Genomic DNA, 18705 nt, shown 5'->3' with positions numbered 1-18705 from the left:
CAGAGGAGGACTGTCAGATGGCTGACCTTAGCCCGCCCGATGATGCTCAGACGGATCTGCCCCGGGACCGCATCAATCCGGTGGTATTCTACGGATCCGTTATCGGCATCGTGCTCTTCGCCCTCTGGGCGATGTTCTTCACCGCTTCCGCCGGGCGCGTCATAAATGGCGCCCTGGGCTGGATTTCCGGTTCTTTCGGCTGGTTTTACTTCGTCGCCGTCGTGGCTTATCTGGTTTTCGTCATTGTCGTCGCCCTGTCCCGCTTCGGTGACATCAAACTCGGGCCGGATCACGCGGAACCGGAATTCAACGTGGTGACCTGGGCCGCCATGCTGTTCTCCGCCGGTATCGGCATTGACCTGATTTTTTACTGTATCGTCGAGCCGTTGACGCAATTCACCCAGCCGCCGGTGGGTGAGGGCGGCAGCATCGAAGCGGCTCGCCAGGCGATGCAGATTACGTATCTGCATTGGGGGCTGTCGGGATGGGGCATTTACACGCTGGTGGGTATGGCCCTGGCGTTTTTCAGCTATCGCCACGGGCTGCCGCTGACCGTTCGCTCCGCTTTGTATCCCATCTTTGGCAAGCGTATTTATGGCTCGCTGGGACATGCGGTGGACATCGCGGCGGTACTGGGGACGGTGTTCGGCGTGGCCACCAGTCTGGGGATCGGCATCATTCAGCTTAACTACGGGCTGAATCACATGTTCGGTATACCGGAAGGGGTCGCCACTCAGGCGGCGCTGGCGGTGGTGATTGTCTTGTTCGCCGCCATTTCCGCGGCCTCGGGGGTGGAAAAAGGCATTCGCCGTTTGTCCGAGTTCAACATGTTGCTGGCGGTATTGCTGATGATCTTTGTGCTGGTCACCGGCAAGACCATGTTTTTGCTGAACGCCATGGTAACCAATGTCGGTGATTACTTCGCCAATTTCGTCGCCATGTCTTTCGATACCTACGCCTTCGATCAGCCGGTGGACTGGCTCAACACCTGGACCCTGTTCTTCTGGGCCTGGTGGATCGCCTGGGGACCGTTCGTGGGGTTGTTCCTGGCGCGCATTTCCCGTGGCCGCACCATCCGGACCTTTGTCGCGGGCACTCTGATCCTGCCGTTGACGTTCATGATGGCGTGGATGTCGATCATGGGGAACAGTGCCATAGATATGGTCATGAACGGCGCCAATGACTTCGCGCAATCCGCGGTAAGCAACCCGGGTTCCGCAATTTATTTGTTCCTGCAGAACCTGCCCTGGCAGCAGATCACCACGGTGGTGATGACAATGCTGGCCATCGTCTTTTTCATCACCTCCGGCGACTCCGGCTCTCTGGTGCTTTCCAATTTGACCTGTTACATCCGTGACCCCAACGATGATGCGCCGGCCTGGATGCGTATCGTCTGGGCGGCGGTGATTGGAGTGATTACCTTGGCCCTGCTGGTGACCGGTGGCCTGGGAGCGCTGCAAAGCGCGGTGGTGGTAATGGGACTGCCGTTCGCCTTCGTGCTGTTTCTGATGATGATCGGTCTGTATAAAGCACTGAAACTGGAAAGCGTGAAATCCGCCAGTATGCGCGACGCCCTGGCCGGTCATCTTTCCGCGCGGATCGGTTCACGCACCGGGCACAGCACCTGGAGCCACCGACTGGCCCGGGCCATCAGTTTCCCCAGTCAAAAACAGGTGGACCAGTTCCTGGAACGCACCGTGCGCCCAGCGTTCGAGGCAGTGGAAAGCGAATTGGCCGAAAAGGGCTATCCGGTGGCCGTGGTGACCAGCGACGAGGCGCCTCGTCATATGGAGCTCAACGTGGATCTGGGTGGCGAACAGAACTTCACCTATCAGTTGTGGCCGCGACGTTGCGCCATGCCGTCATTCACTATTCGCGCGCAGCCATCCCGATCGGTTTACTACCGGTTGGAAGTCCATTTGCGTGAAGGCGGCGTTGGGTACGACGTCATGGGGTATACCCGTGAGCAACTGATCGAGGACATTGTCGATCATTTCGAAAGCCATCTGCAATTTCTGCACCTCAGTCGTGAAATGGGCGCCAATACGTTGCCGGAACCCGGCACCGATGGCGGTTCTCAATGACTCGCTGATACCGGGAGGTAGCCATGAACGAGGTAACGTTTGATCGCGAAGCGGATTATGTGATCGTCGGCGCCGGGTCCGCCGGCGCGGTGCTGGCCAACCGTCTCAGCGAGGACAGCCGGCATCAGGTGCTGGTGCTGGAATTCGGTGGCAAGGACAATTCCATCTTCATCCGCATGCCCACCGCCTTTTCCATCCCGATGAACATGAAACGCTACGACTGGGGGTTCCATTCGGAGCCGGAGCCGGGGTTGAAAGGGCGGCGTATTCATCAGGCCCGTGGCAAGGTGCTGGGCGGCTCGTCGTCCATCAATGGTCTGGTGTATGTGCGTGGCTGCGCCGGCGATTTCGAGGAATGGTCGGACCTGGGCGCGGAAGGCTGGGACTATCAAAACGTTCTGCCCTATTTCCGGCGGGCGGAAGGGTGTGTCTATGGCGCCGATGAGTACCGCGGCGACGAGGGGCCCCTGACCACCTGCAACGGCAACAACATGAAGAACCCGCTGTATCGGGCTTTCATCGAAGCGGGCAGGCAGGCTGGATACGGCTATACCGAAGACTATAACGGGTATCGCCAGGAAGGCTTCGGCCGCATGGACATGACGGTGCGTGACGGTATTCGCTGTTCCACCGCGGTGGCTTATCTCAAGCCGGCCATGGCGCGAGCCAATCTGGATGTGGAAACCCATGCGCTGACCACCAGGGTGATTCTGGAAGGGCGTAAGGCCATTGGCGTGGAGTACCGGCAGGGTGGCACCACCCGCCGGGTGAGGGCTCGCAAGGAAGTAATTCTCTCCGCCAGCAGTTTCAACTCGCCGAAGCTGCTGATGCTGTCCGGTATCGGCCCGGCGGCGCAGTTGCAGGCGCAGGGGATTCCGGTGGTGCATGATCTGCCCGGTGTTGGACAGAATTTGCAGGATCATCTGGAAGTCTGGGTGCAGCAGGAGTGCACGAAAAAAATTACCCTCAACGCCTGGCTCAATCCGTTGGCCAAGGCCTGGATTGGCGCCAACTGGCTGTTCCTGCGGCGTGGTCTTGGCACTTCCAATCAGTTTGAGTCCAACGGCTACATTCGCAGCCGTGCCGGTCTGCAATATCCGGATATTCAGTATCATTTTCTCGCCGGTGCCATCGCCTACGACGGTTCAAGCGCGGTGAAAGGACATGGCTTCCAGGTGCATTTGGGGGCCAATAAGCCGAAAAGCCGGGGCGAAGTCACTTTGATGTCGGCGGATCCGGAAGCGCCGCCGCGCATTCAATTCAACTATTTCGCCGAGGAAGAAGACAAGGCAGCGTTTCGAGCCGGCTTGCATTTTACCCGTGAAATTTTCAATCAGCCGGCCTTTGATCCTTATCGTGGCCGCGAATTGATGCCAGGACCGGATGTAAACAGCGACGATGAAATCGACGACTGGCTGGCGCAAAGCGCGGAGACCGCCTATCACCCGGCGGGTTCGTGCCGCATGGGCACCGATCCCATGGCCGTGGTCGATCCGCGGTGCCGGGTGCATGGTATGGAGAATCTGCGGGTGGTGGATTCGTCGATCATGCCCACGGTCACCAACGGCAATCTCAACGCGCCCACCATCATGATTGGTGAAAAAGCGGCGGATCTTATCCTGGGGCGCAGCCTTCCCACCGCCAGGGTGCCGGTGTATTTCGATGAGGATTGGCGGGATCGACAGCGCGCCGGCATGGCCGAGCGCCCCGGCGAGGCCGGCGGCGATCAGTAAGGCGAGTCCACCGGAGCCTGGGCCACGAACACGGTTTTCAACCGGGTGTAGTGATCGAAGGCCCGGCGGCTGTTTTCCTTGCCGATGCCGGATTGTTTGATGCCACCGAACGGCATTTCGATGGGGGTCACGTTGTAGTGATTGATCCAGACGATCCCGGCCTGCAGTGCATCGGCCATGCGATGGCCACGGCTCAAATCGGCGGTGAACACACCACCGGCCAGACCGAAAACGGTGTCGTTGGCGCGCCGGATCACCTCGTCCTCGTCATCGAAGGTCAGCAGTGACATCACCGGGCCGAAAATTTCCTCGCGTACGATGGTCATACTGTCGTCGAGGCCGTCGAAAATGGTGGGCTCAACGAAATGGCCGTTTTCCAGACCGGGCACGGTGACCCGGCCTCCGCCGATCAGCAGCTGCCCCCCTTCGCGCTTACCGGTCTCGATATACTCGAGCACCGTCCGCATGTGGGCTTCGCTGATCAGCGGGCCGACATGGGTGTCGACGTCCAGTGGATCGCCGACTTTCAAGGCACGGGTGCGCGCCAGCAGTTTTTCCACGAAGGCGTCTTTCACCGAGCGGTGCACGAACACCCGGGTACCGTTGGTGCAGATCTGGCCCTGGGTGTAGAAGTTGCCGAGCAGGGCGCCGGAGACCGCGTTGTCCAGGTCGGCGTCCTCGAACACGATTAGCGGTGATTTGCCGCCCAGCTCCAGAGTAACGGCTTTCAGCGTGCCGGCGGCATCGCGCATCACCGCCTTGCCGGTGCCCACTTCTCCGGTGAGCGAGATTTTTGCGATATCGGGGTGCCGGCTCAGTGCCTGGCCGGTTTCGGCCAAGCCTTGCACCACATTGAACACGCCATCGGGCAGGCCCGCTTCCTTGAACAGCTCCGCCAGTCGCAGCGCCGACAGCGGCGTCAGCTCCGCTGGTTTGAAGATCATGGCGTTCCCGGCGGCCAGGGCTGGTGCCGATTTCCAGGCGGCGATCTGTAACGGGTAGTTCCAGGCGCCAATACCCGCGCAAATACCCAGTGGTTCCGGGCGGGTGTAGAAGAAGCCGCCTTCCACCTGCTGATACTCCCCCTGCAGGGAGGATGCCTGGCCGGCGAAGTACTCCAGGCAATCGGCGGCGGAATCCACATCCGCTTCCGGCGTTTCCGCCAGCGGCTTGCCGGCGTCCAGGGATTCCAGACGCGCCAGTTCGTCGCGGTGTTCGCGCAGCAGAGCGGCGGCGCGGTGCAGCACGCGGCCACGGGCGGCGCCGCTCTGGCTGCGCCATTGCTCAAGGCCGGCCTTGGCGGCGTCCACGGCGTCATCCACATCGTCCGCGCCGGCCAGAGCCACGCGACAGATTATTTCGCCGGTGGCGGGATTGTGGGTGTCGAAGAATTCCCCGCTGCGGGCCGGCCGATAGGCGCCGTTGATCCAGAGTTGTCGGTCGCTGTGCTGTGTCATGGGGAGGCCTCGCTTGACGAAAGGGGATCTTGAAAGAGTGGCGGCGCTGGCCGCCGATCTCAAGAAAAACGCTGTAAATACCGTTGTAGCGGCTGTCGCAGGTCCCGGGCAAGGTGTTGTGTCCGCTGTCGCAGATCGGCGAGAGACCTTCCCTGGCGCCAGTGATGATGGCAGTGGACCTGCAGCAGGAAACTGGCGAGCGCGCCCTCGCCATCCAAATCGCTGTCGTTGCACAGCGGCAAGGCCGGCAGGCGGGCATGAAGCCGGGCGGCGAAAGCGCCGCTGGTGACACCGACTTCCGCGCCGCTCTCGTTGTGCAGTGGTGTGGTGCCAAAGCCACAACTGGGCGAGCGCGACTTCAGCACCATGCCATCCAGTGCCGGCGCCAGACTGTCGGCGTACTCCGCCAGCGCATCACTGAAATCATCGTTCGGCGTGGCCAGGCCGCGCACGCGCTGCGCCTCGCCCACAAGTACCACCTGGATCGGAGGGCGGGGCACCGGTAGGCCGATGGCGGTTTCCGGACACAGCGGCACCAGGGTAACCCGGGCCGCCAGGGTGTTGGCCACGCCGGCATGGTATTTGTGGCCGCCGTCGTAGCGCACCGGCTGGCCCAGCAGGCAGGCGCTGGCCGCCACCCGTGGCCGCTCCGGGCGTCCCGGGGAAGGCTCGAAGCCCATTTCTCTGAGCAATTCCGTTAGCATAGTGGGCCCGTCCGGTTTCACAACGAAGGATCTCCCATGCAAGGCGTATTTCTCGACATCGAAACCATCAAGCCCTCCGAACTGGATTTGTCGGCGCTGCGGGCCGCGCTGTCCGGCTGGACCTTCCATGACCGCACCGCCCCGGAGCAGGTGGCCGAACGTCTCGCCGGCGCCGCCGTGGCGGTGACCAACAAGGTGGTCATCGACCGGGCCACCATGGACGCGTGTCCGGACCTCAAGTTTATCGGTATCTCCGCCACCGGCACCAATAACGTGGATCTGGGCGCCGCGCGGGAAAAAGGCATCGTGGTCAGCAATGTGGTGGGCTACTCCACCGCCACCGTGGCACAGCATGCGGTGGCGCTGATGCTGGGCCTCGCCACGCAATGGCATCGATACGACCGGGATGCCCAACAGGGCCGCTGGAGCGAATCCACCATGTTCTGTCGCATGGACTACCCGGTGGTGGACCTGGCAGGCCGTACCCTCGGCATTATCGGCTACGGCGCTTTGGGACGGCAGGTGGCGGCCATCGCCCGGGCAATGGGAATGGACGTGCTGGTGGCCGCGTCACTGCGCCCCGGCGCGGGCCCGGCGCCGGACCGGGTGCCGCTGCCGGAGTTTCTCCGTCGCGCCGACGTTATCAGTCTGCATTGTCCACTCACCGAAGACACCCAGGGACTGGTTAATGATGATTTCCTGGCCGCCATGCGCCCCGGCGCTTTCCTGATCAATACCGCCCGTGGGCCATTGGTGGACGAAGCGGCACTGGAGCGGTCATTGCGGGCCGGGCATCTGGGCGGTGCCGCCCTCGACGTGCTCAGCCAGGAGCCGCCACCGGCGGATCACCCTCTGCTCGGTGGCGATGTGCCGAATCTGATCGTCACCCCTCACAGCGCCTGGGTCAGCACCGAATGCCGTCAGCGTATGGTCGACCAGGTCGTGGAGAACATCCATGCCTGGCGGAACGGACAGCCGGTCAATGTCGTCAACCAGGAAGGATGAGCCATGTGGTACCAGCAGACGATCACCCTGAAGCCCCGTGCCCGGGGCTTTCACCTGATCACCCGTGAAGTGGTCGAGGCACTGCCGGAGTTGGGGCGTTACCGGGTGGGGCTGCTGCATTTGTTCATCCAGCACACCTCCGCGTCCCTGGCCGTCAACGAAAACGCGGACCCGGATGTGCGCGGAGATCTGGAGCGCCATTTCAATGTGATGGTGCCGCAGGACGCGCCGCACTACGAGCACACCCTGGAAGGGCCGGACGACATGCCCGCGCACATCAAGAGCGTGCTGATCGGGCCGTCCCTGTCATTGCCGCTCCATGATGGGACCCTGGCCCTGGGAACCTGGCAGGGGATTTATCTGTGCGAGCACCGTGATCACGGCGGCGCGCGCAGAATAGTGGCGACCTTGCAGGGCGAAGCGGGATAGGGGAAGACGTTGCTAATACGCCGCCCGGGCCACTTCCACAGCAACTTCGAAGAACACTGTGGGAGCGGCCCTGGCCGCGAATCAGCGCCAGCGCCGCGTGAGTGCGGGCTGCCGGCGGTTAAAGCTTACTTGGAAATCCACTGCAGGAACTCGCGACGCTCTTCCGGCGTGGCCTGGTTCCATTGGGCTTTCAAGGTGTCCACGTAGCTGCCGGCCGGTGCCGCCGCTGGTGCCGCGGAGGAAGACGGCGCGGGAGCCGGCGCGGAGGCCGCTTCCTTGGGCGCAATCACGGCGGCGGGCTTGGGCGCTACCGCTTCGCTGGTGGAGGATTCCACCTCGGTGCCGGTGAGGGGCGCCAGAATGCTGCGCTTGAGCACCAGGCCGCTGGGTTGGGTCGGGGTCTTTTCACCGGTGGCGGTGTTTTCCACCCAGCCGGAGAAGTTGTCCGCCAGTTCCCGGGCCTCGCGGGCGTTTTCCGGTTGGTCATAGTTCATGGCGTAGTACTGGCCGGCCTTGCCGTTGACCGGAAACACCACCGGATCGGATTTCATCACTTCGTGGCTTTCCGAGTTCAGGTCCCACAGTTCCTTGTAGTAGGCCACAATTTCATAGGTGCCGGGGGCCAGCTTCAGATCCTTGTGGGAAGTGTTGAAGAAGGTGTTGGCACCTTTTACTTCCTGGCCATTGATGGTGACGACTTCCATCTGGGTCGGGACCCGCACCGTCAATACCTGGGTGTCCGGCTTTTTCGGGCCATCATAAAGCTGCACCACCGGATTGCGGGCACAAGCGGTGAGTGCCAGGGTGGCGAAGATCAGGATCAGAAGGGAACGCGGAGAAGGCATGGTGAACTCCCGATAAAACAGGCCCGACAGTGTGCCGATGGCCGGTGAAGGTTTTATGACAATATTCATGGCAGTGTGTGCCACGACGGCAACAGCGGGGCGGGTCAAAAGCCCCAGGTTTCCAGATTGGCCGGTGGCTGGCCGCGGTTCAGCTTGTCCAGGCCGCGCAGACCTCGTATTACCCACCACACCACCGTGATGGTCAACAATACCCAGCCGATCAGCGCCAGCGTGGTCAGCCCGGAGATGAAGTAATACAACAGGCCGATCCAGAATGTCCGGTACTGGAAGCGGAAATGGGCGCGAACCGGATCGTCGGTCTGCGGCGCATACAGGTGCGCGATCACCACCGCCACCAGCGCGGTAAGGCCGCCGGTAAGAATGCCGAGAAGAAGCAAAACATAGGCCAGTTTACACAGCTGGGTATGATTATCCGGCATTGAGGGTCTCCTGAGCGGCCGGGCGGGAACCGAACAGCACCTTACCCCGGCCTCCGCTGCAAATGAAGCATTAGCCGCGATGATCGGCAACGAAAGGATTGTGCTGGCGCTCGTGGCCGATGGTGGACATTGGTCCGTGCCCGGGGATGAACGCCACGTCGTCGCCCAGGGTGAACAGCTTGGTCTGGATGGCGTCGATCAGGGTCTGGTAGTCGCCCCGGGGGAAGTCGGTGCGCCCGATGGAGCCGTTGAACAGCACGTCGCCGACCACCGCCAGTCCGGCTTCCGGCTGGAAGAACACTACGTGCCCGGGAGTATGGCCGGGGCAGTGCAATACCTTGAGTTCCGTCGCGCCGACAGTGACGGTATCGCCGTGTTCCAGCCAGCGGGCGGGAGTGAAGGGGCGAGCGGGTGGAAAACCCATCATCTGTGACTGTTGCGGCAGCATGTCGATCCAGAACTGGTCATCACGGTGGGGCCCTTCGATCGGTACGCCCAGTTCCTCCGCCAGGTCCGCGACACCGCCCACATGGTCCAGATGAGCGTGGGTCACCAGGATCTTTTCCACCTCGCCGCCGAGCTGCTCGAGAGCCTGGTGAATGCGGGGCAGATCGCCGCCGGGGTCGACGATGGCGACCTTGCCGGTGTCCTCGCAAACCAGGAAAGAACAGTTCTGTTCATAGGGGGTAACGGGCAGAATGGCGTATTTCATGGCGGATCGGCTTTGAAAAACGGGGCCGACAGTATAACCCGAACAGAAAGGAGAGCAGTGATGAGTTCATCTCCCGTAGCCATTGTGACCGGAGCTGGTACCGGCATCGGACGCGCGGTGATGCTGGCGCTGGTGAGCGCCGGATATCGCGTGGGTGCCGCCGGCCGTAATGGCGAGCGTCTGCGACAGGTGCTGGCGGACGCCGGGCTGGGACCGGATCAGGCGCTGGCCATCGCCACCGATATCACCGACCCGGATTCGGTGAAGGCCTTGTTCACCGAGGTGAAGGAACGTTACGGCCGGCTCGATTTGTTGTTCAACAACGCTGGTATCGGCGCTCCGCCGGTGCCGCTGGAAGAGCTGCCGGTGAAGCACTGGCGGGCGGTGGTGGACACCAATCTGACCGGGGCTTTCCTGTGCACTCAGGAAGCGTTCCGCATCATGAAGGAGCAGGACCCGCGGGGCGGGCGCATCATCAATAACGGCTCGATCTCCGCCACCTCGCCGCGACCGCGTTCGGCCCCCTACACCGCCACCAAGCACGCCATGACCGGGCTGACCAAATCCACCTCGCTGGATGGCCGCGCTTACAACATCGCCTGTGGTCAGATCGACATCGGCAACGCCGCCACCGAAATGACCGAGCCGATGCGGCGCGGCATCCCCCAGGCCAACGGCGACACCCTGGTGGAGCCGATGATGGACGTGTCCCATGTGGCTGATGCGGTGGTGCACATGGCGCGACTGCCGCTGGACGCCAATGTGCAGTTCATGACCATCATGGCCACCAAAATGCCGTTTATCGGGCGGGGTTGACCCTAGCCGGCCTGTTCCGCCCGCTCCAGTTCGGCGAGGATTTCCTCGTTGTGCTCGCCGAGACGCGGCGGCGGCCGGCGCAGGCTGCCCGGGGTGCGCGACAGATTCACCGGAGCCGCCGCCAGTAACGCGTCCTTGTCCAGTCCGGGAATGGTCATGGGCTGCAGCATGCCGGTGGCCTGGACCTGGGGATGGGCCAGGGATTGCGCCGGGGACAGCACCGGCGCCGAGGGGATGCGCGCCTCCGCCAGCGCGTCCAGCGCCTCGTCGAGGGTGCGTTCCGCGCACCAGGCCGCGATACGCTCACACAGTTCCTCGCCGTGGGCGCCGCGCCCCTCATCGTCCTGGAAGCGGGGATCTTCCAGCCATTGCGGCTCATCGATCAATGTCGCCAGCCGGCGGAACAGGGGATTGCCCACCGCCTGCAACACCAGCCAGCCGTCACGGGTCTCGAACAGATCGCCGGGGTTGGTGAAGATACCCCGGTTGCCCGCCGGTTGGCGGTTGCTGGCAACCAGATGCTGTTCCACCAGGGGCTGGGCGTGGGCGGACAGCGCGGTATTCAGCAGGGCCCCTGTGACCTCCTGGCCGCGTCCGCTGAGATTGCGTTCCATCAGTGCCAGCAGGGTGCCGAAAGCCGCATGGGTGGCGGTGGCGTGGTCCACCCAGTTCACCTGGGTGCGGCGGGGTTTGCCGTCCTCGCCGCTCAGGTACACGCCGCCGCACATTACCTGGCCGATACTGTCGAAGCCGGGGCGGGTGCTCCAGGGGCCTTCCTGCCCATAAGCGCTGAGATTGACCAGAATAATGTCCGGTTTGATGGCGCTGAGCGTGGCGTAATCCAGGCCCATCTTGCGCAGGGTGGTGGGGGGCAGATTGGCCACCACCACATCGGTGTTGGCCAGCAGCCGGCGCACGATGGCGCGGCCCTCATCGCTGGTTACGTCCAGGGCCAGCGAGCGTTTATTGCGGTTCATCTGCAGGTACAAGGCACCGGTGCCGTCGTCGGTCACCGGCATCAGGAAACGGTCTTCCGCGCCCTCCGGGCGTTCCACCCGGATCACATCGGCGCCGAACTCCGCCAACAGTGCCGCGCAAAACGGGCCGGCGATGAAACGGCCGAAATCCAGAACACGGACACCGGTCAGCGGTCCCGCGTTGCCGCCAGCGGGCGGTGTTGTTGTACTCATGATCTCTCCCGATGTCTGTCTTTGTTATGATTTACACTATAAATCCATAAACGATCATCGCGCCATGGCGGCGACGGGAGCAATGGGTGCCGAAGAAACCGAAGACCAATCAGGAAGTGGCGGTGTTTCGCAAGCGGGTATGCGATGTCGCTACCCGTTTGTTCATCGAGCATGGGCCGGAGAACGTGACCATGCGGCAGATCGCCGCCGAACTGGGCGTCAGTGCGATGACCCCGTACCGCTACTTCCGGGACAAGGATGAAATTCTTGCCGCCGTGCGTGCCGCCGCCTACAACAAGTTCGCCTCGTCCCTTTCACGGGCGGTGAACCGGGCCCCGGATGTCCGTGCCAAGGCCCGCGCCGTGGGCGACGCCTATGTCCGTTTCGCCAAGCGCTATCCCGCCGCGTACCAGATGATGTTCGACTTCTCCATGCAGGACGAGGAGCGCTATCCGGAACTGGTCAAAGCCAATGCCCGTGCCCATGAAACCATGATCGGCTATGTGCAATTAATGATTGATGCCGGCCTGCTGCAAGGGGACGCGGATCTGATCGGGTATATGTTCTGGGCCACCATGCACGGCATCGTGGTGCTGGAGATGGCCGGCCGTCTGGACCGGGAAATCGACGCCGATACCCTGCGTGAGAAGTGCATGCGTACACTGTACGCGGGCATGCTGGCATCGCCGCCCTCACTGGAGCCGGGGCCTCCGGCGCACGAAGATCAGGCTTGATCTTTAAAGATATACGGTGTAAATCTTATCGCCATCCCGGAGCGATGCGCTTCCGAGCAGACCATTGAATTTACAATGTAAATAAATTTTCAATGTCAATATGAGACCGGCCGCCGACGGGCGCCGGAATGAAGAGGATTTCCCATGGCACTTCCCGCTTCCATCGCCGACCGGCTGCGTTTGCCGGTACTGTGTTCGCCGCTGTTCATCATCTCCAACCCGGATCTGGTTATCGCCCAGTGCAAATCCGGCGTGATCGGTTCCTTCCCCTCCCTGAACGCCCGTCCGCTGTCACAGCTGGACGAGTGGCTGCACCGGATCACCGAGGAACTGGCGGCCTGGGATCGTGATCATCCGGATCAGCCCGCCGCGCCCTTCGCGGTCAACCAGATCGTGCACAAGACCAATGATCGTCTGGAGCAGGACCTGGAGCTGTGCGAGAAGTACAAGGTGCCGCTGGTGATTACTTCCCTGGGCGCCCGCGAGGACCTTAATCAGCACGTGCACAGCTGGGGCGGCATCACCCTGCACGACGTCATCAATGATCGCTTCGGCCGCAAGGCCATCGAGAAGGGCGCGGACGGCCTCATCGCGGTGGCCGCCGGTGCCGGCGGTCACGCCGGCAAGTTGTCGCCGTTCGCTCTGGTTCAGGAATTACGCCAGTGGTTCGATGGTCCGATCGGGCTGTCCGGCTCCATCGCCAATGGCCGTTCCATTCTCGCCGCCCAGGCCATGGGCGCGGACCTGGCCTACATCGGCTCCATGTTCATCGCCAGCGAGGAAGCCAACGCGGCGGAAGGCTACAAGCAGATGATCGTCGACAGCTCCGCCAACGATATCGTCTACAGCAACCTGTTCACCGGCGTGCATGGCAACTACCTGGCGCCGTCGATCCGCAATGCCGGCCTTGATCCGGAGGACCTGCCGGAAAGCGATCCGTCGAAAATGAACTTCGGTTCCGGCGGCAACAGCAAGGCCAAGGCCTGGAAAGATATCTGGGGCTGCGGCCAGGGCATCGGCACGGTGGACAAGGTGACCTCCGCGGCCGAACACGTGGACCGTCTGGCGCGGGAATACGAAGCCGCCAAGGCCGAGCTCAACGGCAAGGTCGCCTCTCCGGCGCTGCGCGCCGCGAGCTGATCCCGATGACGCATACCCTGATCCTCGGCGGTATCCGTTCCGGCAAAAGCGCGGAAGCGGAGCGGGCGGCGGCGAACAGCGGCCGCCCGGTGACCTACGTGGCCACCGCCACCGCCGGGGACGGGGAAATGCGGGATCGTATCGAACGGCATCGCCACCGCCGCCCGGACCATTGGGGGCTGGTGGAAGAACCGCTGGCGCTGGGCCGGGTGCTGCGCGAGCAGGCGCCGGTATCGCCGTGTCTGCTGATCGACTGCATGAGCCTTTGGCTGAGCAACCTGCTGCACGCCGGCGAGGAACGCTACCAGAAGGAGCGCGACGATTTCCTTGAGACCCTGGTCGAGTATCCTGGCCCGGTGGTGATCGTCAGCAATGAAGTGGGGCTCGGCATTATTGGCATGGACCCGCTCACCCGCCGCTTCGGCGATGAACTCGGCTGGCTCAATCAGGCCCTGGCGCAACGTTGCCAGAATGTACGGCTGGTGGTGGCCGGACTGTCCCTGGACCTGAAATCCGCCACCTGAAATCCGCTACCCGATCCGGCTGATCCGGAACGCCTCTCCCCCTTTGACCCAAGCGTCGCCCGGCGCTCATCCGGTTGTCATGTTTGTGCCGGACAGCAACGCTATACTTATCGCTACGCGACCCAGGCGTTACTTAAAAAAGCCATAATCCTTTCCCCGTCTGGGGCGAGTCCGGGAACATACCGCCAAGAGTTGATCATGTTGATGCGATCCTTTTATATCATGACATTGCCGTTGGTGCTGGCGGCGTGCACGGATGCCGACAGTACTTCTTCCGACGTAAAAAAAGCAGTTCGCGACGGCGCATCCATCTATCAACAATACTGTGTGGTTTGTCATTCCAGCGGGGCCGGCGGAGCGCCGATAGTGGCCAAGAAAAACCGCTTGCACTGGTCCCACGAAGTGGAAGAGGAAGGCTTTGACGCTATCGTGCGCGAGGCCATCAACGGCGTTAACGCGATGCCGCCACGGGGCGGGTGCGTGGATTGCAGCGACGAGGAAATTCGCGCCACCGTGATTCATATGTTGCAGTTGAGCGGCGCCAAATAAGATTCATTGCGGAATAGCGAGAGAGTCTCGATCGGGGGCACGGGTCTGTACGGAGGTCTTCCGGGATCGCCGTGAATACGTCCCTGTAGGCTCCCTGTTTGACGTCCCTGTCAAACAGGGTCCCGGAAGACCTCCGTACAGACCCGCTTCGAGTGAACCGCAGCGTTCCGGGCCCGAACTACGAGGAACCTTTCAGCACAGAGAAGATTGCTCCCCATTCTTTCATGGTGGTTTGGTGGTGGTCGGAAGAACTTCTTCGCTTGCCGGTTACCTCGAAGCGGGGCCGTGTTATACCTTTGCGGGACCCTGTCGAACAGGGACGTTCGACCGGGAGCCTACATGGACGTATTCACGGCGTTTCCGCAAAGGTATAACACGGCTCCGCTGTCCTTACTGTGGAACAGAAAAGCTTTCCCTAACCAAACAAACCGGACAACAGATCCCGCAATAATCCGGTGATCGGCGACAGCAGGTTGCGGAGAAAATCCAAAGGCCCTTCCAGCACCGTATCCAGTATCGTGGTGATCTCCCGCACCAGGGTGGACAGTACCGAGGAAAGGAAATCCCCGGGCAGGGCGGGATAGTCTTCGGCTCCGGGAATCTTGTTGAGCCATAGCACATCGTTGACCAGGTGCTCCAGGGTTTGCTGGACCGTTCCCACCAGTTCGTCACCGCCGGCACTGACGTCCAGGGCCACCAGCTGTTCCAGAGTGTTGGCCAGTCCCAGGGTGACCGTGGACAGCACCGAAGTGAGACCGGCGAACACCGGAACCTCTTCGGGCATGACTTCTTCAATGCCGTCGAGGATGTTATGCAGGTTGCGGGACAGCTCCACCAGAGGACCGGCGATGAAGGCGATGTCGTCCACCGTGCTGCCTTCTCCCGGCTCGGTTTCGCCGCTGCCGATCCCCGCGGCCAGGGCCTGGAAGGCACCGCCCAGTTGATCGAACGGCGCCGGCAGGCTGCTGGTGTCGATGGCTTGCAGTTGCTCGGCCGCGGCCAGCACCGCCTCCACCGACTGGGTGATTTCACTGCTGTCACCGTTGACGATGGCGGCGGTGGCCGCATCCAGGGCGTTCAACAGAATGTCCATACCGGCGATCAGTTGATCCAGTGTTTGCCGCATGTTCGGTGGCAAGTCCGCGCCGGCTTCGGTGAAACCCGACACCAGGGCCTCGCGCAACTCTTTCAGCGGGCCGGTGAAGGTGGCGTCGAAGTCCTCCGGTAGAGGCAATGGCAAGGCGCCGTCACCGATGGGCTGACCGGTAAAGTCATTGCCGGGAGTAAGGCCGGTTTTCGCTTGCTTGTCATAGCAGTGCGTGAACGCCGGGGTCAGCTCATCGCTGCCGTCGATGACGCCAAGCCCTTCCGCGTCTTTATCCACCACATAGACTTCCAGGCACAAAGATGCCGGAGTCTGGTTTTCCTCATCCGCCTCGGTGGCCTGCAGCCACATGAAACCGTATTCGTCGCCTTGCTGGAACAGTGCTTCGTTGCGTTGCGGATCATCAATGGAGCGATGTTTGCCGGCGGCGCCGCTGACCATGAATTCGGTTCGGCCGCAGGAGGACGGCACGCCTGACAGGACCTGTAGATCATGATCGTGACCGGCCAGGAAAAAGTCGGCCTGATCGCACACCGCCTCTTCCATGAACGCCTTCCAGCGGGTCCCGGCCAGCACTGGCAAAATTTGATGCGGCACGCCGTCGTAATTACCGGCATTGCCATGGGAACCATTGGAAAGATAAGGGTGATGCGCCATGGCGATCTTGAATACCGCATTGGAACCGGCCAGTGCGTTCACCGCCCAGTTGCGCTGGTCCACGCCATAGGTGTGGTAAGCGTAGGCGATGTCCGGGTCAGCGAAGCCGCCGGCGATGGGGTTGGAATCCAGGGCGAAGAAATCCACCAGCGGGCGGCCGTCACGGGTGGTTGGAGCCGGCGTGTGCCGGTAGTACCGATCCGGCATTTTCCAACGGTTGGACAGCCGGCCATCGAAGTAATGGTAGTCGACCTGGAATTCGCCGCGGGCATTGCCGGCACCATCACCGCCGACATAACCGGTGTTGTCGTGGTTGCCCAGTACCATGTAGAACGGCAACTGGATCGGCTCGAAGGGTTTTTCGAATTTTTCCTCGAACTGGGGGTCGTCGACGCTGGTGACTCCGGATTCATAGATGTTGTCGCCCAGCCCCAGGGCGAGATGGCAGCCGGCGGCCGGGGAAGCTTCGTCCATGCCGCCTTTATGATCGCAGACGGCGGCAATGGCTTCCCCCACCGCATACTGGCCCGATGAGCCGCTACCGGAATCGCCGATCACGATGAAGCGCAGCGCCGCCAGGGGCTCGGGATCCGGTTCGGGATCCGGCCCCCCATTGCCGCCATCGCCGTCGCCGCCGTCACCACCATTGCCGCCATCGCCATCACCCGGCACGTTGGGATCGGGGTTGGCGCCGTCGCCGGAATCACTGCCGGAAGAGCCTCCTCCTCCGCAGGCGGTCAGAGTCAGAGCCGCCAGCAGGGGCAGCAGTGTCCATAGGGGCTTCATGATAGTACCTCTTCCTGGTTGTGCTCGACGGGAGGATGGAACAGGGCGGTGCGCAACGTTCGGGGGCGGGATAGCGGCAGGTCTTCCTTGATGCGGCTGCTGCCGCTTTCCACCGCCACGACCTTGGTCAGCCGATCATTGATCTGACCGCGCAGGTCATAGGCCTCGATGCTGTTGACATAATGGAACTCGGCCTGGGCGCGGCTGCGGGTCACATCCACCAGGATAAAGCCGTGGGTTTTCAACTCGGTGTAGCGAATGTGCGGATTGACCACCGGAAGCGCGACAGAGGCCAGCTCCGCCAGGCCGTCGGGGAAGCCGGGGCTGGTTACCGACGGCGCCACGAATTCCGCCGCCAGTGGGCGGGCAAACAGATCCCCCACCAGCACGGCGGGATTGCGGTACAACTCGTTGGCCCAGGAGGTGTGAATGTCCCCGGTGAGCACGACCACGTTATCGATCCGGTTGTCCTCGATATGTTTGAGAATGGTGTCGCGGTCGGCGGTATAGCCATCCCACTGATCCATGTTGACGGCCAGCAGCTGGCCCTTCATGTCCGGGGTCAGGCCGGGGATTTCGAGAATATTGAGTTGCGCGAACATGACCTGCTGGCCGATGAAACGCCAGTGTCCCCGTGCGTTGTCGAGCCCGGCGAGCAGGAAGTCCATTTGCGCCTCGCTGATCAGGCGGCGATCCGGGTCATTGCGGTTCGGATCCAGTGAGCCGGCCACCGCCGGCAAGGGTTCGTCACGGCTTTCCAGCCGGGTATCCAGCAGGGTCAGATCGAGCAAATCGCCGAAGTGGAAGCGGCGATAGATGATGTCCGTGTTACCGGGCTCGCGGGGACGGATCGGCATCCATTCGAAATACACTTCACGGGCGGCACTTTTGCGCTGCTGCCAGACACCTTCGGTGAGAGGGTCGTGGTTCTCGGCGCCACCGTGCCAGCTGTCGTTGGCGGACTCATGGTCGTCCCAGATCGCGATCATGGGGAACTGTTGGTGCAGCGCCTGCAGGTCCTCATCGGTTTTGTACTGGGCATGGCGGCGCCGGTAATCCTCCCGGGTGACGATTTCATGAGGCGGATCGGGGACGCGCTCGGGAAAGTCGCCGTACTCGCCGGCGCCGTATTCGTAGATGTAATCCCCCAGATGCAACACGAAATCCAGGTCGCCCAGGTCCGCCACCGCTTTGTAGACCGAGAAATAGCCATTGGGGAAGTTGGAGCAGGACACCACCGCGAAGCGGGCCCGATCAGTAGCCTTCCAGGACTCCGGGAAGGTGCGGGTGCGGCCGATCGGGGAGCGCTGCTGCCCCACCTCGAACTGGTAGTAATACCAGCGGCCGGGCAGCAGTCCGGTGGCATCCACCTTGACGCAATAGTCGCCATCGGCGCTGGCCACGGCCTGGTATTGAGCCACCACCGCGGTCATGGCGGGATCCGTGGCGACGGTGGCGGTGACCGTTACCACGGCGTCTTCCTCGGGAGTGACCCGGGTCCACAGGATCACTTGCGTGGAGAGCGGGTCGCCGGATGCCACGCCATGCAGAAAACGGACGTTGGGCGGCACCGGGGGTTCTGGCTCCGGTGATGGGGGCGTCGGTGTGTCGGGGTCCGTGGGCTGATTGGGTGTGCCGGGATTGCCGGCGGGCACGCCACCGTCACCACCGCTGCCACCGCCACAGCCGGCCAATGCCAAAGTGCTGCCTGCCCCGAGCGCTCGTACCAGAGCGCGACGCCTGTGATCCATGCTGATCCCCGCTGAAAGACGGTCAATAAACGCCCCAAGAGTAA

The 18705-nt window shown here is 62.4% G+C and carries 17 protein-coding genes; 9 read left to right on the top strand and 8 right to left on the bottom strand.

Features of this window, described 5'->3' with window-relative positions; genetic code table 11:
* Positions 1–17 precede the first annotated feature (17 nt).
* On the top strand, positions 18–2084 hold the full coding sequence (gene betT / locus RYH70_RS19510; protein ID WP_022995133.1) for a choline BCCT transporter BetT: 2067 nt from the start codon (positions 18–20) through the stop codon (positions 2082–2084).
* A gap of 23 nt (positions 2085–2107) precedes the next feature.
* Entirely contained in the window at positions 2108–3817 is a 1710-nt protein-coding gene (gene betA / locus RYH70_RS19505; RefSeq protein WP_317009548.1) for a choline dehydrogenase, read from the top strand.
* Here the strand turns inward: betA and betB are convergent.
* Positions 3811–5274 carry a betaine-aldehyde dehydrogenase gene (betB, locus tag RYH70_RS19500; RefSeq protein ID WP_026948300.1) on the bottom strand — a complete coding sequence of 488 codons (1464 nt, stop codon included), beginning with the start codon at positions 5272–5274 and terminating at the stop codon, positions 3811–3813. The two genes, betA and betB, sit on opposite strands and share 7 nt — an antisense overlap.
* A 59-nt stretch (positions 5275–5333) precedes the next feature.
* A complete protein-coding gene (locus tag RYH70_RS19495; RefSeq protein ID WP_031228278.1) occupies positions 5334–5978 on the bottom strand; it encodes a DUF523 domain-containing protein in 645 nt (214 codons plus the stop codon).
* A 36-nt stretch (positions 5979–6014) separates the two neighbouring features.
* Here RYH70_RS19495 and RYH70_RS19490 point away from each other — a divergent pair, with 36 nt between their 5' ends.
* Together RYH70_RS19490 and RYH70_RS19485 are read left to right on the top strand one after the other, a co-directional pair.
* Positions 6015–6983 carry a D-2-hydroxyacid dehydrogenase gene (locus tag RYH70_RS19490; protein ID WP_063141122.1) on the top strand — a complete coding sequence of 323 codons (969 nt, stop codon included), beginning with the start codon at positions 6015–6017 and terminating at the stop codon, positions 6981–6983.
* A 3-nt stretch (positions 6984–6986) separates the two neighbouring features.
* Positions 6987–7412: a secondary thiamine-phosphate synthase enzyme YjbQ gene (locus RYH70_RS19485; RefSeq protein ID WP_284455390.1), complete on the top strand. Its 426-nt coding sequence runs from the start codon at positions 6987–6989 to the stop codon at positions 7410–7412.
* A 125-nt stretch (positions 7413–7537) separates the two neighbouring features.
* Here the strand turns inward: RYH70_RS19485 and RYH70_RS19480 are convergent, their stop codons facing one another.
* The 3 genes from RYH70_RS19480 to RYH70_RS19470 all read right to left on the bottom strand — a co-directional run bounded on the left by RYH70_RS19480 (position 7538) and on the right by RYH70_RS19470 (position 9409).
* Positions 7538–8257 carry a DUF2057 domain-containing protein gene (locus tag RYH70_RS19480; protein ID WP_317009547.1) on the bottom strand — a complete coding sequence of 240 codons (720 nt, stop codon included), beginning with the start codon at positions 8255–8257 and terminating at the stop codon, positions 7538–7540.
* Between the two features lie 104 nt (positions 8258–8361).
* Entirely contained in the window at positions 8362–8697 is a 336-nt protein-coding gene (locus tag RYH70_RS19475; RefSeq protein WP_014996473.1) for a DUF4870 family protein, read from the bottom strand.
* 70 nt (positions 8698–8767) lie between these two features.
* A complete protein-coding gene (locus RYH70_RS19470) occupies positions 8768–9409 on the bottom strand; it encodes an MBL fold metallo-hydrolase (RefSeq protein WP_022994788.1) in 642 nt (213 codons plus the stop codon).
* Between the two features lie 60 nt (positions 9410–9469).
* Between RYH70_RS19470 and RYH70_RS19465 the strand changes: the two genes are divergently transcribed.
* A complete protein-coding gene (locus RYH70_RS19465; protein WP_317009546.1) occupies positions 9470–10225 on the top strand; it encodes an SDR family oxidoreductase in 756 nt (251 codons plus the stop codon).
* A gap of 2 nt (positions 10226–10227) precedes the next feature.
* On the opposite strand, the gene RYH70_RS19460 is transcribed toward RYH70_RS19465, so the two are convergent.
* On the bottom strand, positions 10228–11415 hold the full coding sequence (locus RYH70_RS19460) for a CaiB/BaiF CoA transferase family protein (protein ID WP_317009545.1): 1188 nt from the start codon (positions 11413–11415) through the stop codon (positions 10228–10230).
* Between the two features lie 86 nt (positions 11416–11501).
* Here RYH70_RS19460 and RYH70_RS19455 point away from each other — a divergent pair, with 86 nt between their 5' ends.
* From RYH70_RS19455 to RYH70_RS19440, 4 genes are all read left to right on the top strand, one after another.
* Positions 11502–12149: a TetR/AcrR family transcriptional regulator gene (locus RYH70_RS19455; RefSeq protein WP_022994791.1), complete on the top strand. Its 648-nt coding sequence runs from the start codon at positions 11502–11504 to the stop codon at positions 12147–12149.
* Positions 12150–12293: 144 nt separating this feature from the next.
* The gene (locus RYH70_RS19450) at positions 12294–13289 is read left to right on the top strand and encodes an NAD(P)H-dependent flavin oxidoreductase (protein WP_022994792.1); all 996 of its coding nucleotides are present in this window, start codon (positions 12294–12296) and stop codon (positions 13287–13289) included.
* A 5-nt stretch (positions 13290–13294) separates the two neighbouring features.
* Positions 13295–13813, top strand: a complete 519-nt coding sequence (cobU, locus tag RYH70_RS19445) for a bifunctional adenosylcobinamide kinase/adenosylcobinamide-phosphate guanylyltransferase (protein ID WP_317009544.1) — start codon at positions 13295–13297, stop codon at positions 13811–13813.
* Between the two features lie 198 nt (positions 13814–14011).
* A complete protein-coding gene (locus RYH70_RS19440) occupies positions 14012–14362 on the top strand; it encodes a c-type cytochrome (protein WP_022994794.1) in 351 nt (116 codons plus the stop codon).
* 415 nt (positions 14363–14777) lie between these two features.
* Here RYH70_RS19440 and RYH70_RS19435 read toward each other — a convergent pair whose 3' ends face one another.
* Together RYH70_RS19435 and RYH70_RS19430 are read right to left on the bottom strand one after the other, a co-directional pair.
* Positions 14778–16910 (bottom strand): metallophosphoesterase, encoded by a 2133-nt coding sequence (locus tag RYH70_RS19435; protein ID WP_317009543.1) that lies wholly within the window; start codon positions 16908–16910, stop codon positions 14778–14780.
* The gene (locus RYH70_RS19430) at positions 16907–18661 is read right to left on the bottom strand and encodes an alkaline phosphatase D family protein (protein WP_317009542.1); all 1755 of its coding nucleotides are present in this window, start codon (positions 18659–18661) and stop codon (positions 16907–16909) included. The genes RYH70_RS19435 and RYH70_RS19430 overlap by 4 nt, the downstream gene beginning before the upstream one ends.
* Positions 18662–18705: the final 44 nt, after the last annotated feature.

The organism is Alloalcanivorax xenomutans (genome assembly GCF_032810065.1).
GTDB lineage: Bacteria > Pseudomonadota > Gammaproteobacteria > Pseudomonadales > Alcanivoracaceae > Alloalcanivorax > Alloalcanivorax xenomutans.
This window is presented reverse-complemented; position numbering and strand designations above follow the sequence as displayed.

Excerpts from the sequence above, each read along its gene's own strand:
- RYH70_RS19475 (WP_014996473.1), bottom strand. The coding sequence starts at position 8,697 with ATGCCGGATAATCATACCCAGCTGTGTAAACTGGCCTATGTTTTGCTT.
- RYH70_RS19470 (WP_022994788.1), bottom strand. The coding sequence starts at position 9,409 with ATGAAATACGCCATTCTGCCCGTTACCCCCTATGAACAGAACTGTTCT.
- RYH70_RS19430 (WP_317009542.1), bottom strand. The coding sequence starts at position 18,661 with ATGGATCACAGGCGTCGCGCTCTGGTACGAGCGCTCGGGGCAGGCAGC.
- cobU (WP_317009544.1), top strand. The coding sequence starts at position 13,295 with ATGACGCATACCCTGATCCTCGGCGGTATCCGTTCCGGCAAAAGCGCG.
- RYH70_RS19450 (WP_022994792.1), top strand. The coding sequence starts at position 12,294 with ATGGCACTTCCCGCTTCCATCGCCGACCGGCTGCGTTTGCCGGTACTG.
- RYH70_RS19490 (WP_063141122.1), top strand. The coding sequence starts at position 6,015 with ATGCAAGGCGTATTTCTCGACATCGAAACCATCAAGCCCTCCGAACTG.
- RYH70_RS19495 (WP_031228278.1), bottom strand. The coding sequence starts at position 5,978 with ATGCTAACGGAATTGCTCAGAGAAATGGGCTTCGAGCCTTCCCCGGGA.
- RYH70_RS19485 (WP_284455390.1), top strand. The coding sequence starts at position 6,987 with ATGTGGTACCAGCAGACGATCACCCTGAAGCCCCGTGCCCGGGGCTTT.
- betB (WP_026948300.1), bottom strand. The coding sequence starts at position 5,274 with ATGACACAGCACAGCGACCGACAACTCTGGATCAACGGCGCCTATCGG.
- betT (WP_022995133.1), top strand. The coding sequence starts at position 18 with ATGGCTGACCTTAGCCCGCCCGATGATGCTCAGACGGATCTGCCCCGG.
- RYH70_RS19460 (WP_317009545.1), bottom strand. The coding sequence starts at position 11,415 with ATGAGTACAACAACACCGCCCGCTGGCGGCAACGCGGGACCGCTGACC.
- RYH70_RS19435 (WP_317009543.1), bottom strand. The coding sequence starts at position 16,910 with ATGAAGCCCCTATGGACACTGCTGCCCCTGCTGGCGGCTCTGACTCTG.
- RYH70_RS19480 (WP_317009547.1), bottom strand. The coding sequence starts at position 8,257 with ATGCCTTCTCCGCGTTCCCTTCTGATCCTGATCTTCGCCACCCTGGCA.
- RYH70_RS19440 (WP_022994794.1), top strand. The coding sequence starts at position 14,012 with ATGTTGATGCGATCCTTTTATATCATGACATTGCCGTTGGTGCTGGCG.
- RYH70_RS19465 (WP_317009546.1), top strand. The coding sequence starts at position 9,470 with ATGAGTTCATCTCCCGTAGCCATTGTGACCGGAGCTGGTACCGGCATC.
- betA (WP_317009548.1), top strand. The coding sequence starts at position 2,108 with ATGAACGAGGTAACGTTTGATCGCGAAGCGGATTATGTGATCGTCGGC.